General features: G+C 36.4%; 15 protein-coding genes and 1 pseudogene. 11 read left to right on the top strand and 5 right to left on the bottom strand.

Annotated elements, in window-relative coordinates; all coding sequences use genetic code 11:
* Nucleotides 1–9 precede the first annotated feature (9 nt).
* From INR75_RS04795 to INR75_RS04745, 11 genes and pseudogenes are all read left to right on the top strand, one after another.
* The gene (locus INR75_RS04795) at nt 10–408 is read left to right on the top strand and encodes a hypothetical protein (RefSeq protein WP_223090988.1); all 399 of its coding nucleotides are present in this window, start codon (nt 10–12) and stop codon (nt 406–408) included.
* A gap of 1 nt (nt 409) precedes the next feature.
* Nucleotides 410–1312 carry an oxygen-dependent coproporphyrinogen oxidase gene (hemF, locus tag INR75_RS04790; RefSeq protein WP_223090987.1) on the top strand — a complete coding sequence of 301 codons (903 nt, stop codon included), beginning with the start codon at nt 410–412 and terminating at the stop codon, nt 1310–1312.
* A gap of 75 nt (nt 1313–1387) precedes the next feature.
* Nucleotides 1388–1744: pseudogene (locus INR75_RS04785) on the top strand (four helix bundle protein).
* Nucleotides 1745–1776: 32 nt separating this feature from the next.
* Entirely contained in the window at nt 1777–2769 is a 993-nt protein-coding gene (gene hemB / locus INR75_RS04780) for a porphobilinogen synthase (protein WP_223091855.1), read from the top strand.
* 342 nt (nt 2770–3111) lie between these two features.
* A complete protein-coding gene (locus INR75_RS04775) occupies nt 3112–3465 on the top strand; it encodes a hypothetical protein (protein WP_223090986.1) in 354 nt (117 codons plus the stop codon).
* Nucleotides 3466–3568: 103 nt separating this feature from the next.
* Nucleotides 3569–4051 (top strand): hypothetical protein, encoded by a 483-nt coding sequence (locus tag INR75_RS04770; RefSeq protein WP_223090985.1) that lies wholly within the window; start codon nt 3569–3571, stop codon nt 4049–4051.
* A 126-nt stretch (nt 4052–4177) separates the two neighbouring features.
* Nucleotides 4178–5323 (top strand): CNNM domain-containing protein, encoded by a 1146-nt coding sequence (locus INR75_RS04765; protein ID WP_223090984.1) that lies wholly within the window; start codon nt 4178–4180, stop codon nt 5321–5323.
* Complete coding sequence (locus INR75_RS04760; RefSeq protein WP_223090983.1) at nt 5265–5744, top strand: methylated-DNA--[protein]-cysteine S-methyltransferase; 480 nt, start codon at nt 5265–5267, stop codon at nt 5742–5744. Before INR75_RS04765 ends, INR75_RS04760 begins: the two co-directional genes overlap by 59 nt.
* A 63-nt stretch (nt 5745–5807) precedes the next feature.
* Nucleotides 5808–6956 (top strand): serine hydrolase, encoded by a 1149-nt coding sequence (locus INR75_RS04755; protein WP_223090982.1) that lies wholly within the window; start codon nt 5808–5810, stop codon nt 6954–6956.
* A 90-nt stretch (nt 6957–7046) separates the two neighbouring features.
* Entirely contained in the window at nt 7047–8768 is a 1722-nt protein-coding gene (locus INR75_RS04750) for a S41 family peptidase (protein WP_223090981.1), read from the top strand.
* 35 nt (nt 8769–8803) lie between these two features.
* Nucleotides 8804–9526 carry a 3'-5' exonuclease gene (locus INR75_RS04745; protein ID WP_223090980.1) on the top strand — a complete coding sequence of 241 codons (723 nt, stop codon included), beginning with the start codon at nt 8804–8806 and terminating at the stop codon, nt 9524–9526.
* On the opposite strand, the gene INR75_RS04740 is transcribed toward INR75_RS04745, so the two are convergent.
* The 5 genes from INR75_RS04740 to INR75_RS04720 all read right to left on the bottom strand — a co-directional run bounded on the left by INR75_RS04740 (nt 9521) and on the right by INR75_RS04720 (nt 15295).
* Nucleotides 9521–10174 carry a CoA transferase subunit B gene (locus INR75_RS04740; RefSeq protein ID WP_223090979.1) on the bottom strand — a complete coding sequence of 218 codons (654 nt, stop codon included), beginning with the start codon at nt 10172–10174 and terminating at the stop codon, nt 9521–9523. The genes INR75_RS04745 and INR75_RS04740 overlap by 6 nt on opposite strands.
* A 239-nt stretch (nt 10175–10413) precedes the next feature.
* Nucleotides 10414–11115, bottom strand: a complete 702-nt coding sequence (locus INR75_RS04735) for a CoA transferase subunit A (protein ID WP_223090978.1) — start codon at nt 11113–11115, stop codon at nt 10414–10416.
* A 202-nt stretch (nt 11116–11317) separates the two neighbouring features.
* Nucleotides 11318–13639: a penicillin-binding protein 1A gene (locus INR75_RS04730; RefSeq protein ID WP_223090977.1), complete on the bottom strand. Its 2322-nt coding sequence runs from the start codon at nt 13637–13639 to the stop codon at nt 11318–11320.
* A gap of 5 nt (nt 13640–13644) precedes the next feature.
* The gene (locus INR75_RS04725) at nt 13645–14136 is read right to left on the bottom strand and encodes a gliding motility lipoprotein GldH (RefSeq protein ID WP_092539869.1); all 492 of its coding nucleotides are present in this window, start codon (nt 14134–14136) and stop codon (nt 13645–13647) included.
* Nucleotides 14126–15295, bottom strand: a complete 1170-nt coding sequence (locus tag INR75_RS04720) for a regulatory iron-sulfur-containing complex subunit RicT (RefSeq protein WP_092539868.1) — start codon at nt 15293–15295, stop codon at nt 14126–14128. Before INR75_RS04720 ends, INR75_RS04725 begins: the two co-directional genes overlap by 11 nt.
* Between the last annotated feature and the right edge of the window lie 153 nt (nt 15296–15448).

Genomic DNA, 15448 nt, shown 5'->3' with positions numbered 1-15448 from the left:
CCTAAGATTATGCTGAACAAAAATTACCGGGACGAAGAAAAAGAACGCATCGACGAGCAGCTGCGATCAATCATGGAAATGGGCCATATCCCTGAAGAATGGGAGGAAATTCGGCTTAATTTAGATCGTAAACTTAAAGAAGCACTTAGTATTGGCTTAAATGAAATCGAAAATCTTCCTGAAGAAAAATTAATGGAAATTTTAGCGAATCTTGACTTAGAGTTTTCGCATTACGTAGCGCTTGGTGATATTCTTCTTAAAAGTATCGAGTTAGAAGCTGAAGAAAAACAAGGCGATCTTGCACAAAAAACGCTTCTAATTTATAAAACCGCACAAGAGGTAAGTCGCACTTTTTCGTTTAGTCTCACACAAAAAATTAATGAAGCCAGAAGTTGGATAAATGATTAGCATGAAAGACCAATTTTATCAATATATACAGGATCTCCAGGATAGCATAACTTCGAAACTGGAGCAATTCGACGGAAAAGCAAAGTTTAAAGAAGATCTTTGGAAACGTAAAGAAGGTGGGGGTGGCCGCACGCGAGTGATCGAAAACGGAAATGTTTTTGAAAAAGGAGGCGTTAATATTTCAGCAGTTCATGGGCCGCTAAATCCTGCGATGCAAAAATATTTTAATGTTGGAGATGTTAACTTTTTTGCCTGCGGATTAAGTTTAGTGATTCATCCTAAAAATCCTATGGTTCCTACCGTTCATGCCAATTGGCGTTATTTTGAAATGTACGATAAAGAAGGAAACACGCTAGACCAGTGGTTTGGCGGCGGGCAGGATCTTACACCTTATTATCTTTTCGAAGAAGATGCGATTCATTTTCATCAAATTTCGAAAAATGCCTGCGATAAGCACGATCCTAAATTTTATCATGAATACAAGAAAAAATGTGATGAGTATTTTTGGAATGCACATCGTGATGAAGCCAGAGGAATTGGCGGATTGTTTTTTGACTACCTGAAAGATAGTGAAGAACATAGTATAACCGATTGGTATAATTTTGTAACCGAAGTTGGAAACAGCTTTTTGGAAGCTTATGTACCGATCGTTGAAAAAAGAAAAGACCTTGAATTTAACCAAGATCAGCGTGACTGGCAGGAAGTTCGTCGCGGTAGATATGTAGAATTCAATTTGGTTCACGATAAAGGAACATTATTCGGATTAAAAACCAATGGCCGAATCGAAAGTATTTTAATGAGTTTACCGCCGCATGTGCAATGGGTATACGATCACCATCCCGAATCCGGAAGCGAAGAAGCCAAGCTTATTGAAGTTCTGGAAAAACCGAGAGAGTGGGTGTAAATAGTTTACGGTGGACAGTTTACGGTGGACAGAAAATAGCTGACAGCTTTTAGCTTTCAGCAATCAGCTTAAAAGATGAAAGATTATAAGAAATACCTGGTTTGGCAGAAATCGCATCAATTAACATTGTATGTCTATAAACTCTTTGCAAAATATCCAAGAGAAGAAACTTTCAATCTGGTAAGTCAAATTAAAAGATCATCGAGTTCGATAGCTACAAATATTGCTGAAGGATGTTGAAGAAAATCTGATAAAGATTTTTCCAGGTTTCTATATATTTCCTTTGGCTCTGCAAATGAATTAGAATATCAAATGTTGCTAAGCAAAGACCTTGATTTTATTAGTGCTGAAGACTATGAAAAAATTCAACTTCAAACTGAAGAAATTAAGAAAATGCTTAGCGCTCTTATAAAAACTTTAAATGCAAGCTAAAGGCTAATCGCTGAAAGCTTACAGCTAAAAAAATTATTATGCTTAGAAGAAACCGAAGATTACGTACAAATGAAGCTATTCGTAGCTTAGTGAGAGAAAGCCTTGTGACTCCAGATGATTTTCAGGCGCCATTATTTGTGGTAGAAGGAAACGGCATTAAACAGGAAATCGCTTCGATGCCGGGATATTATCGATATAGCCTTGATTTACTGAAGAAGGAAATTGAAGAATTATGGAGTTTGGGTATTAAATCGGTTTTACTTTTTGTAAAGGTTGAAGAAAATTTAAAAGATAATCGTGGTACTGAAGCTGTAAATCCAAACGGCTTGATGCAACGTGCTATCAAAACGGTTAAAGAAACCAATCCTGAAATGATCGTGATGACCGATGTTGCGCTGGATCCTTACAGCGAATTTGGTCACGACGGAATTATCGAAAACGGAAAAGTTTTAAATGATCCGTCTGTAGAAGTTTTAGCAAAAATGGCATTATCTCATGCTGAAGCCGGTGCCGATTTTGTCGCACCAAGTGATATGATGGATGGCCGAATCTTAGCTATGCGCAATATTCTTGAAGAAAACAGCTTTTTCAATACTGGAATTATGAGTTATAGTGCTAAATATGCTTCAGCATTTTATGGCCCATTTAGAGATGCGTTAGATTCTGCTCCGGTAGATGCGCAGGATATTCCTAAGGATAAAAAAACTTACCAAATGGATCCTTCTAACCGTGATGAAGCAATTAGAGAAACTTTGATGGATATCGAAGAAGGGGCAGATATCGTTATGGTAAAACCGGGATTATGCTATCTGGATATCGTTAGAGATTTAAAAAATACTGTAAATGTTCCAATTTCGGTATACCAGGTAAGCGGTGAATATGCTATGATAAAAGCTGCTGCTGAAAAAGGATGGTTGGATCACGATGCCGTGGTGATGGAACAACTAACAGCGATTAAAAGAGCGGGAGCCGATTTTATCTCGACTTACTTTGCTAAGTACGCGGCGAAATTACTTCAGAGATAGTTTATAGAGCTTAGAACGCTTCGCTTTTAGATACTAGAAAATAGACTTAAACCTCACAGATTTTACAAATCTGTGAGGTTTTTTGTTATTTAAAATTAGTTATTGGAATCGACTTTACTTTTTTCGACAACTAACGCTCCGGCAATAAGATAAATAAATAAGGTTTATTGCTGAAAGCTAAAAGCTATCAGCTAATATTATTTACCAATATTTTAATTTTTTATATTCGGTTTATTAGTAAATTAACTTAGTGTAAGCCCGTATGGCATTTTTTTGAAAATTGTCTTTGTATCGAGGCAAGTCTCGATACATTTAATCTCGATTATCGAGTAAATTTACAGTGTGAAATTCAACAAAATACATATCTCTTTTTCGCTGGTGCTTATTGCTTTATTAAGCGCCGCGGGAATTTCACAACCACAAACTTCAGCTTACGTATATCAGGATTCAGAAAAAAATACTTCTAGTTTTCACCAATCTGATATTACTAAATCTTTTGTTTTTGAAGAATCAGGAAACTACGATCTACAAAAAGATCAAGAAGAACCCGGGATTTCTCCCCTATTCTTCAGTAATAATTATGAGCTAAAAACAAGTCAACTTCCGCAGAAAATATTAAAATCTAAGTGGAGTTTTCTTCGAGATCAAAAAAGTACGCTCGAAGCTCAAATTTTTCCTTTTCACTTTTTCTCCTGATTGATTTAATAATTATTTAGTGCTGATCTTCAGCAAAATTAACGTGCATCCTAATCTATAGGACTTGTACGCCTAATTGTAATTATTAAAATTCAATTTAAAAATGGAAACATCTTCCACCATTATTGGTCTAAGCCTGTTTGTACTGTTTATGGGCCCAATATTTTACGCATTATATCGTCAAGGTTTAAAGGAAAAAAGAAACAAAAAAGCCTTACAAAACCTCGCAAAATCAAACAATATGAATCTTGATCATATTGAAATTTCTAATGCTTTAGTTTTAGGATTAGATAAAGCGCAGCATAAACTCTTGATCCTGGAACCGGCAAATGCCAATCAACATCAACTTATAGATCTATCTGAGGTCAATAAAACCAGTGTGATTAAACGCAGTGTTACTTTTACTGAAAATGATAAAAAAAACACCAAAATCATACAAATAAGTATCGAATTACTTTCTAAATCGAATCATAAACGAATTTCTGAAATTTTGTTTTATGATGAAGATGGCGCCGATAATAGTGATATGGAAACTCAGTTATTTACAGCCTCACGCTGGAACAACCTAATCCAGGCAAGTCTTTAATTGGTTGAGTTGTTGAAAGAAAGCTGTTCTTTAAAATTTAGAGCAGCTTTCTTATTTTATAATTTCTTTCAAATAAAATACATATTTAATCCCTAATTTAGATCTCTTAAAAACCAAAGAACTCTAATGGGATTACTCCTGCTATTTGCCGCATTTTCGATATTTTTTTCTTTTATGTGCTCTATTTTAGAGGCTGCGCTTCTTAGTTTCACTCCGTCTTACATAAAAATTAAAAGACAGGAAGGTAAAAAGTATGCTGAAGTTTTAGGGAATTTCAAAAAAGATATCGATAAACCTTTAATTGCTATTTTAACCATTAACACCGTGGCGCATACCGTAGGATCTATTCTGGTAGGTGTACAGGCCGAAAAAACTTTTGGAGATGGCAGTAATGCAGTAGGAATAGTTTCTGGTATATTAACACTGGGAATTTTAATTCTTTCTGAAATTATTCCAAAAACCCTGGGAGCAACCTATTGGGATCGAATGGGCGCATTTACTGCAAATACGCTAAGAATTATGATCGCTCCTTTAAAATATACCGGACTTTTATGGCTATTAATGCTTACCACAAGATTGATCGGTAAATCGGCTAAAGTAAATACCATGAGCCGGGAAGAATTTGCCGCAATTACTGAAGCTGCTGAAGAAGAAGGCGTTTTTGAAGAAAACGAAAGTACGGTGATCAAAAACATGCTTGTTTTTAAATCTGTGGAAGCAAAAGATATTATGACGCCATTTTCTGTAGCAATCACAGAAGATGAATCGATGAGCATTGAAGATTTTCACCATTCTCATAAAAATTTAAAATTTTCTAGAATTCCGGTTTATAAAGAAAAATCGAATAATATTTCAGGTTTTATTCTGAAGGATGATGTACTGGAGGAAATGATCAAACAGAATGGGCAATTAAAGCTAGATACTCTAAAACGTGAGATATTTGTTACTACTTCTGAAGTGCCAATCCCAGATCTTTTTGATATTTTTATTAGAAAACGTACGCATATTTCTATCGTAACTGACGAATTTGGAAACGTAGTTGGACTGGTTACGATGGAAGATATTATCGAAACACTCTTAGGTTTGGAGATCATGGACGAGAGTGATAGTATCGAAGATATGCAAAAGCTTGCTCGTAAAAACTGGGAGCGCCGCGCCAAACGTATTGGTTTGATCCAGAGAAGAGACGATGCACAACCTGAAGAACTTAAAGATGAAGAGCACCTATCTGAAGACACCGCTGGGGATCGTAAAAATAACGGGGGATACTGAAGGTGTTGCCGAAATAAAAATTGAAGATCAAAATATCGAATTTCAGGAGGATAAAGATCTTCCAGATTGTGTGATCCAGGCAAAATCTCAGTTGCTGCAATATTTTGAAAAAGATCGAAAAAGCTTCGATTTTAAAATGAATCCAAAGGGCACGCAATTTCAGCAAAAAGTATGGGAAATCTTATTGGAAATTCCGTTTGGGAAGACCAGTTCTTATATGGAGCTTTCTAAAAAACTTGGTGATCCAAAAGCGATAAGAGCAGTAGCTTCAGCAAATGGTAAAAATCCGCTTTGGATCGTTGTTCCCTGCCATCGTGTAATTGGTAGTGATGGTTCGCTTACCGGTTATGCCGGAGGATTACATCGTAAAAAATACTTGTTGGAATTAGAAAGCCCTTCGCCACAGCAAAGCTTATTTTAGTCGAATTTCGATAGTATTTAATAAAGCCAGTGATTATTTCTTCAGAATCCTTAATTTTAGGCTATGAAGAAATTTTTAGGCTTTCTAAAGTACTTTTTGGGCATTTTGATCCTGATTGTTGCCCTACTTTATATTTTCGATTACGATTATATCTTAAAAGGAATTAAAGTCACGTATCTAAATGGACACAAAACTGCGTATATCGATGATTATCCTGAATTTGATAATCGCATAATTGAAGCAGATAGTCTAAATCCACAGCCCTGGCCAGAAAGCACAAATTACAACTCGGTTAAAGCGACCGATTCTTTAGAAAAACTAAACAAAGAACTAAATACCGCTGCTTTTTTGATCATTAAAAACGACAGTATTTGGTTTGAAAAATATTATGATCATTATTCGGCTAAAAGTAAAACCAATTCGTTTTCGATGGCAAAAAGCGTGGTTGTTGCGCTTTTAGGAAAAGCTATTCGTGACGGTTATATCACAAGTATTGATGAGCCGGTGAGTCATTTTTTTCCGCAGTTCGACATTCGATTAACTGTGGGTGATTTAGCATCGATGTCATCCGGATTAAATTGGAACGAGAGCTATTACAATCCTTTTGGACAAACCGCAAAAGCTTATTTTGAAGATAATATTCGAAACGTGATTTTAGATCTTGAAGTAACTGGAACACCCGGTAAAAAGTTCAAATATCTTAGCGGAAACACAGAGCTTTTAGCAATGGTTTTAGAAGAAGCGACTGAAAAAACACTTTCTGAATATTTAAGCGAAAGTTTTTGGCAACCTTTGGGAATGCAAAGCAACGCACTTTGGCAACTCGATAGTGAAGAAAGCGGGATGGAAAAAGCTTATTGTTGTATCGCTAGCAACGCACGAGATTTTGCAAAATTTGGCAAGCTTTTTAAACAAAATGGGCAATGGAACGGGCAGCGACTTATTAATCCTTCTTTTGTTCGCAAAATGAAAAATCCGGCATTTAAAGATGCTCCATATTACGGATACGGGCTTTGGCTTAGTGACTACAAAGACAAAGAAATCTTTTATATGCGCGGAATTTTAGGGCAATACGTTATAGTAATTCCTGAGGATGATTTGATCATCGTACGCTTAGGCCAGGGGCTTTTGAAACGTAAAGGCGAAGAGAAACATAGCCCAGATTTTTACAGGTATATCGATGAAGTTTATAAAATGTTGGAAGAAAAATAAGCATATTATATAATTTTCTAAATAAGCATTACGTTTATATCTTCAAGCAACCATCAAAAATTTATGAATTTAAGAATACTAAAGTTCGCTATGATCATAGCGTTACTTAACTCATCATTTTGCCTTGCCGGCAAACAAGAGACGATAAAATTTTCCGCAAAATCGTACAAAAAAGATTCTATAACTGGATCTGGTATTACATTTTCTAAAATCAATAAGCAGGAAGTTAAAAACTTAGCGCTGTTAGGTAAAGTTTGGGGCTTTTTAAAATACCACCATCCTGAAATAGCCAGTGGAAATTACAATTGGGACAAAGAACCTTTCAAGATACTTGAAGAAACAAAAAGCGCTTCAACTAATAAAGAACGTGATCAAATTTTGCTAGATTGGATAAATTCCTTCGGAGAAATCAAGAAGAACAAGACAAAGGATACTGCAGATGACGCATATCTAAAGCCAGATCATAAATGGATTACAACCGAAATAAATTCAGCAGAATTACAAAATAAACTATTAGAAATCTACGAAAACAGAATCTCTTCATCAAAAATGCACTACGTAGATTATGCGAGCAAAAGCGTAAAAAATCCAGCATTTCTAAACGAAGAAGCTTACGAGAATATCCCCTATCCTGACACAGGAATCAGATTAGTGGGACTCTTTAGGTATTGGAATATTATTCATTATTTCTATCCCTATAAAGATATTATTGACAAAAACTGGAATATTATTTTAGCTGAATACATTCCGCAATTTGTGGAAACCAAAAGCGAATTAGAATATGAGAAAGTATTTTTAAAACTAATCGCAGAAGTTAAAGATACTCATGCCAATTTAGCCGGAGAAACAAATGAAATTAGCAAAGAACTGGGCACTTATTTTCCTCCAGTTCATCTTCGATTTATTAATGATCAACTGGTTATAGATGACATTTATGAATCTGAGAAAATAAATCAGCTTCCCGTTAAAGTTGGAGATGTGATCACGAAAATAAACGGTAAGAAAGTATCTGCTATTGTTGAAGAAAAGATTCCGTACAGCCCGGCATCTAATCAGGCTACTCGATTAAGAAATATAAGTTATCTAATTCTTAGAAATACAGAACCTTCCAGTAACATTCAAATTAAAAATGCAAACGGACTAAAAGAAGTCGAATTACCCCTTTTTAAATATAACGATCTGGATTTTTACCTTTTATTCAGGGAAAGTTCAGAAACTAAATCATATAAAATCCTGGAAGATAATATTGGATATATCGATCTTGGAATTATTAAGCAAAAGGAAATTAGTGATATTAAAAAAGAATTGATCAATACAAAAGGAATTGTTGTGGATATTAGAAATTATCCTAACGATTTTGTTGTCTATTCCCTTGGTCGATTTTTAGTTCCAAAAAGAAATAGCTTCGTAAAATTCACGACTATGAATCTAAACAATCCAGGCGAGTTTAATTTTGACAGAAGCAAAAAATTAGGTTCTAATAAAAAGTCTGCTTACCAGGGAAAAGTTGTTTTATTGGTAGATGAACGGACTCAAAGTCAGGCTGAATTTACCGCGATGGGCTTTCAGGCTTCACCTAACACCACTGTAATTGGAAGTACTACTGCCGGTGCCGATGGTAATTATTCCAGAATTATTTTACCGGGCGGATTAGCTACCGGAATTTCTGGAATTGGAGTTTTCTACCCAGACGGTTCTCCAACACAGCGAATAGGAATTGTTCCTGATATTGAAATAAAACCGAGTGTTGAAGGAATTAGAAATGGTAAAGACGAACTTCTGGAAAAAGCAATCGAAGTGATTAATAAATAAAAGTTGTATATTCAGAATATTGAAAATCAGCCTTTATGCAACTTCAAAAACTCAATTTAGAGCATATTTTATTTTTGGACATTGAAACCGTTCCAGAATATGCTTCTTTTGAGGAATTGGATGAAATAAAACAGGAACTTTGGGCCGAAAAAACAAAATACATCAGGAAAGAGGAATATTCTCCGTCTGAATTTTATCCAAGAGCAGGCATTTGGGCCGAATTCGGTAAGATTGTATGTATTTCAGTAGGATTTTTAAGCTTAAAAGACGGAATTCGTGATTTTCGGCTTAAAAGTTTTTCGGGCGATGAAAAGTCGGTTTTGGTTAATTTCAGCTCACTTTTAAACGAACATTTCAGCAAGGCTTATCATCTTCTTTGCGCACACAATGGTAAAGAATTTGATTTTCCGTTTATCGCTCGCCGAATGATCGTCCACCATCTTAAACTTCCGGGGAAATTAAATAGTATTGGCAAGCGCCCGTGGGAAATTCCGCATCTGGACACTATGGAGCTTTGGCGTTTTGGCGACTACAAGCATTTTACCTCCCTAAAACTGCTTACCAACGTACTGGGAATTCCTTCGCCGAAGAACGACATCGATGGCTCGCAGGTTTACGAGGTTTTTTATACTGAAAAAAATGTATCCAGAATTATCGAATATTGTGAACGTGATGTTGTTGCGATCGCTCAGATTGTATTGCGACTAAAACAGGAAACACTTTTAAAAGATTCAGAAATTAGCTCTGTTTCTTTATAAACTCATCTCTGGGATTTCTCCCTCAACAATTAGTTTTCCTTCCGTAGCGGCTATTATTTCGTCTACACTAACACCTGGTGCCCGCTCTAGAAGCTTAAATCCGTCTTCGGTCACTTCGATTACGGCAAGATTGGTTACAATTTTGGTCACACAACCCACACCCGTTAAAGGAAGTGTACATTTTTTAAGCAATTTCGACTGACCCGCCTTATTGGTATGCATCATGGCGACGATGATATTTTCTGCGGAAGCTACCAAATCCATCGCGCCCCCCATTCCTTTTACCATTTTCCCCGGAATTTTCCAGTTGGCGATATCTCCATTTTCGGCAACTTCCATCGCGCCTAAGATCGTAAGGTCTACGTGCTTCCCGCGAATCATCCCAAAACTTAAGGCCGAATCAAAAAAACTTGCTCCCGGTAATGCTGTAATTGTTTGTTTCCCGGCATTGATCAAATCGGCATCTTCTTTGCCCTCTATCGGAAATGGCCCCATACCTAAGATCCCATTTTCACTCTGAAATTCTACTTCTATATCATCACGCACAAAATTGGCCACCAAAGTAGGAATTCCAATCCCTAGGTTTACATAAAACCCATCTTTCACCTCTTTAGCGATACGCTGTGCTATTCCGTTTTTATCTAACATTTTCTTATAATTTGAAAATTTTAAAATTGACTAATTTGATAATTAGACCTTCTTACTCGAAGCAATAATCTTCGACAAAATTTTAATGATTTCCTCTATTTCCTTCAGTAATAACTCTGAATACTCTATGATAATCAATGAGAAATTGAAAGTTTTATCTACAATTATATTTGGTTTATCATTCCTCATTTTCAAATTGATTCATTCGTAAATTATCAAATTACCACATTGTCGTATTATCAAGTCACCGTTCTCACCGTCCTTTTTTCAATTCGTTTTTCGTAATCTTTCCCTTCAAAAATTCGTTGTACAAATATCCCCGGAATATGTATAAAATTGGGATCTAATTCGCCGGGTTCTACCAATTCTTCCACCTCAACAACGGTTACTTTTGCGGCGCCACACATTACTGGATTAAAATTTCTTGCGGTTCCTTTAAAGATCAAATTCCCGGCTTTGTCTCCTTTCCAGGCTTTGATAAAAGCAAAATCGGCTTTAAAAGCTTCTTCTAAAACGTACATTTTGCCATCGAACTCTCGTGTTTCTTTTCCCATGGCAACCTCGGTCCCATAACCGGCAGGAGTATAAATTGCCGGAAAACCCTGTTGCGCTGCCTGGCATCTGGCCGCTAATGTTCCCTGCGGAATTAATTCAACTTCCAGCTCTTCACTCAGCATTTGGCGCTCAAATTCAGCATTTTCGCCTACGTATGAGGACACCATTTTATCGATCTGTTTTTTCTGAAGTAACAATCCGAGTCCAAAATCATCAACTCCGGCATTATTTGAAATACAGGTTAAGTTTTTGATATTAAGACGTACCAATTCTGAAATTGCATTCTCTGGAATTCCGCTTAATCCAAAACCTCCAAGCATGAACGTCATTCCGTAGTGAACACCTTCTAAGGCTTCCGCAACATTATTTACCGTTTTACTAATCATCGATTACTATTTTAGCTTAAAAATAGAGAAATTTCAAGATAATTGCAATATTTTAAAAAGTCCTTAATAAATTATCGATTTTGGATATTTAGAGAATATAATTTAATTCCGAAGAAAACATAAAAAAAGCCCAAATAGATTACACTATTTGAGCTTTTAGTTGTCGTAAACAATCTAAAGGAAAAACCCTTTAGATATCTTTTTAGAAATCCAGTTCTTCTACTACTCCGCTATCTGGATTATTTGATCTTCCGTAAGTATCGCAATCTACCGAAATGGATAGATTTTCTGGTCGTTCGAACTCTTCCTGAGAAATATTTAAATCTTCGTTAGCATAAACGCTTTTCATATACATTCCCCAGATTGGTAAGGCCATTGTAGCTCCTTGCCCATAAGTAATCCCAGGGAAATGAACAGAACGATCTTCTGCTCCTACCCAAACTCCTGTTACAAGATTTGGTACCATTCCCATAAACCAACCATCACTTTGGTTTTGCGTAGTTCCTGTTTTTCCTGCAATCGGATTTTTAAAATCGTAAGGATATCCTGTAACCGCTCTTTGATAATCTAATCGCACTTCTCTACCCGTTCCTCTTAAACGAGCACCAGATCCATAACGTGTTACTCCTTCCATAAGATTTACAGTAACATAAGCAGCTTCCTCGCTCATCACATCGTAAGTTTCTGGTACATTTTGGAATAAAACAGTTCCGTTCTTATCTTCGATACGAGTGATTAATACCGGTTTTACGCGAACACCTTTATTTGCAAACGTACTGTAAGCTGAAACCATATCATAAAGGCTAATATCTGCCGTTCCTAAAGCGATTGCAGGCCCGGTAGGAAAACCTTCAGTATCTATTCCTAATTTTGAAATTAAGCTAATTACGTTGCCCGGAGTTGTTTTATCGATTACTCGAGCTGTAACCGTGTTTACTGAATTTGCCAAAGCTTCTTTTAAGCTCATCATACCTTTATACACATCGTCACCACTACCAGAGTTTCTTGGCGTCCAGTCGTCGATATTACCATATTTTCCTTTCGGAATAGTAAATTTATTTAAAGGCAGTGTATCACAAGGGGACATTTTAAGCTGATCGATCGCAGTTGCATACACAAAAGGTTTAAAGGTAGAACCTACCTGGCGTTTTCCCTGCTTAACATGATCGTATTTAAAATGTTTAAAATTGGTTCCCCCAACCCAGGCTTTTACTTCGCCGGTTGTTGGATCCATAGACATTAATCCAGATTGCAAGAAAGATTTATAATATCTAATCGAATCTCTTGGTGTCATCGTGGTATCGATATCACCTTTCCAGGAGAAAATACGCATTTCGCGAGGCTCATCAAAAGAAGCTAAAATTTCTTCTTCAGATTTTCCTTCCTGCTTCATTTTCTTATACCTGGCCGATCTTTTTATAGAACCATCGATGATATTATTGATCATACTTTGATCGATATCCCTAAATGGCGCTGTTCTGTTATTTTTATTTTGGCGATCGAATTCCTGCTGAATATGCGTTAAATGTTTTGTAACAGCATCCTCAGCATATTCCTGCATTTTAGAATCGATACTGGTGTAAACCTTTAAACCGTCGCGATATAAATTATATTTTTCACCATCTGGTTTAGGATTCTCGTCGATCCAATCTGATAAAAATTGTCTTGTATATTCTCTAAAATAAGTCGCAATACCATCGTCATGTCCTTCAGGAGAGAAAGTGATCTTCATTTCTGTTTGCTGCAACGAATCTTTTTGCTGCTCGGTTAGAAAACCATTTTTATACATCTGTACAAAAACCTGATTTCTTCGGTTTTCAACCAAATCTGGGCGACGCACAGGATTATACAAAGCAGAATTTTTAAGCATAGCCACTAAAACGGCAGATTCTTCCAGCTTAAGATCTTTAGGCTCTTTATCGAAATAAATTCGGGATGCTGAACGTACTCCTACTGCCTGATAAAGAAAGTCGTATTTATTTAAATACATCGTAATAATCTCTTCCTTGGTGTACTGTCTTTCTAAACGAGTTGCAATAACCCATTCTTTCATTTTCTGAAGCACACGCTCAAAAGTGTTATCTGTAGAAAAGTCTTCTGTAAATAACTGTTTTGACAACTGCTGAGTAATGGTACTGGCTCCACCTTTAGCCCCTAAATAAACTGCGGCACGAACAGTACCACGAGCATCGATACCGGCATGTTTGTAAAAACGTTCGTCCTCTGTAGCTACCAGTGCCTGTACTAAATGCTGCGGAAGATCTTCGTATTTAATTGGTGTACGGTTTTCACGATAATATTTCCCAAGAGTTTCCCCATCTGAAGAAATTAACTCGGTTGCAAGATTGGTTTCAGGATTTTCTAATTCTTCAAAAGTAGGCATTTTACCAAATACGCCCCATCCTGCCATTAGAAAGAAAAGGATAACCGCAAGCACTCCGACACCAAAAAGTGCCCAAAAACCAATAATATATTTACGGTTGCTCTGCTTAGGTTTAGTTTGCTTTTTACGAGATTCAGCCATTTGCTCTAATTATTCTGTGTAGTTTTTTCTATTCTGAAACCAACATCTGTGATTCCCTCTAAATTTTCTATTCCGCTTACATTGCCATTTTTTCTCATGGCCTGCCTAATATTTACCTGATATTCTCCCGGCTCTGTAAATTTCACACCTTCTTTATACCAAAGTTTACTTTCTTTTACATCACCAAAACCTGTACCAAGCCATTCACCATTAGGTAACGCCATTTCGTACTCTAAAGTATCACTAATTACTTTTCCTTTTGGAAACTGAATTTCGGTAATTAAATGCAGGTTGCTATACTTGTAATCGCTGTTATTTCTAACATTAATAAATAAGTTATAAGCCTTTAAAGAATCTAATTCTCCAATATTAAACGAAATAATCGAATCTTTATTCCATTGATTCACAGATTTGTATTCATCATAAACCCGCTTGGAATCACAACTCCAAAAAATCAGGCTAAAAATGGCCAAAATCGGAATAATGTTATTTCGCATTTTTTGAGGAAGATGGTTTAGTTTTCTTTCTTCTTTTCTTATTTCTGCGTTTCTTTTTGGAATGTGGTTTATCGAATCTGGTTAAGCTATCCTGTCCAACAACATTATTAAAGTCTGGTTGCTCTTCTTCCATTTGAAGGATCACTTCAAACTCTTCAAGACTACCAATACTTTCTCTTTTTTTGTTGCTTTCGATAATTTTATTAGCCTGTTCTACGGTTAACTTATGCCACGTCATCCACTCACCTTCGTAAGCATACCATAAAAAGCCTTTAAAAATATCGATTTTCTGGCAAACTGCAGTTCCTTTCTTTGTGTGAAGTTTGATATCAGACTTCGGAAAAGTTTTTAGGGATTCCAGATAGGTGTCTAATTCGTAATTAAGACAGCATTTTAACTTTCCACATTGCCCGGCCAGTTTTTGTGGATTTAGCGATAATTGCTGATATCTTGCCGCACTCGTGCTTACAGATCTAAAATCTGTTAACCAGGTAGAACAGCAAAGTTCACGACCACAAGAACCAATACCACCAAGTCTTGCAGCTTCCTGTCTTAGACCAATTTGGCGCATTTCGATACGGGTATTAAACTCACGCGCAAATTCTTTAATTAACTGCCGGAAATCTACACGATCATCTGCCGTATAATAAAAAGTTGCTTTTGAAGCATCACCCTGAAATTCGATATCGCTAATCTTCATACTAAGATTCAATCGAATTGCGATTTCTCGCGCTCTGGTTTTAATCTTCTCTTCTTTCGAACGTGCTTCTTCCCAAACGTCGATATCTTTTTGGGTTGCCTTGCGGTATATCTTTAACACCTCATCGCTATCCTGGGCAACTTTTTTCTTTTTCATCTGTATTCTTACCAGTTCCCCGGTAAGGCTAACCATACCTACATCGTGACCCGGTGAAGCTTCTGTAGCCACCACATCACCCATACTTAGGCTAAGATTTTCGGTATTTTTATAGAAATGTTTTCTTCCGTTCTTAAAACGTACTTCAACACAATTAAAAGGTTCTACTCCGTTTGGAAGGGACATATTAGAGAGCCAGTCAAAAACCGTAAGTTTATTACAACTATCTGTTCCGCAGGTTCCGTTACTTTTACATCCTTTAGGCTTACCGTCTTTACCGGTAGAGCAACTGCTACACGCCATAAATGTTATATATCTTGATAAGGAGTACCAAAAAGCCGAATCTCTTTTTTAAAAATAACCCGATATCCCGACCATCAATCTCACTTCTAAATCCCGGGACCTCAAAGGTCTATTTCAAAAATTCAGCTTTCTAATTACACTCCTTTAGGTTCA

This window comes from Zunongwangia sp. SCSIO 43204, from assembly GCF_019904275.1.
Lineage (GTDB): Bacteria > Bacteroidota > Bacteroidia > Flavobacteriales > Flavobacteriaceae > Zunongwangia > Zunongwangia mangrovi.
This window is presented reverse-complemented; position numbering and strand designations above follow the sequence as displayed.

Coding starts and splice junctions, on each gene's coding strand:
- INR75_RS04765 (WP_223090984.1), top strand. CDS start 4,178: ATGGGATTACTCCTGCTATTTGCCGCATTTTCGATATTTTTTTCTTTT.
- INR75_RS04735 (WP_223090978.1), bottom strand. CDS start 11,115: ATGATTAGTAAAACGGTAAATAATGTTGCGGAAGCCTTAGAAGGTGTT.
- INR75_RS04755 (WP_223090982.1), top strand. CDS start 5,808: ATGAAGAAATTTTTAGGCTTTCTAAAGTACTTTTTGGGCATTTTGATC.
- INR75_RS04720 (WP_092539868.1), bottom strand. CDS start 15,295: ATGGCGTGTAGCAGTTGCTCTACCGGTAAAGACGGTAAGCCTAAAGGA.
- hemF (WP_223090987.1), top strand. CDS start 410: ATGAAAGACCAATTTTATCAATATATACAGGATCTCCAGGATAGCATA.
- INR75_RS04750 (WP_223090981.1), top strand. CDS start 7,047: ATGATCATAGCGTTACTTAACTCATCATTTTGCCTTGCCGGCAAACAA.
- INR75_RS04795 (WP_223090988.1), top strand. CDS start 10: ATGCTGAACAAAAATTACCGGGACGAAGAAAAAGAACGCATCGACGAG.
- INR75_RS04730 (WP_223090977.1), bottom strand. CDS start 13,639: ATGGCTGAATCTCGTAAAAAGCAAACTAAACCTAAGCAGAGCAACCGT.
- INR75_RS04760 (WP_223090983.1), top strand. CDS start 5,265: ATGAAGAGCACCTATCTGAAGACACCGCTGGGGATCGTAAAAATAACG.
- INR75_RS04725 (WP_092539869.1), bottom strand. CDS start 14,136: ATGCGAAATAACATTATTCCGATTTTGGCCATTTTTAGCCTGATTTTT.
- INR75_RS04740 (WP_223090979.1), bottom strand. CDS start 10,174: ATGTTAGATAAAAACGGAATAGCACAGCGTATCGCTAAAGAGGTGAAA.
- INR75_RS04770 (WP_223090985.1), top strand. CDS start 3,569: ATGGAAACATCTTCCACCATTATTGGTCTAAGCCTGTTTGTACTGTTT.
- INR75_RS04745 (WP_223090980.1), top strand. CDS start 8,804: ATGCAACTTCAAAAACTCAATTTAGAGCATATTTTATTTTTGGACATT.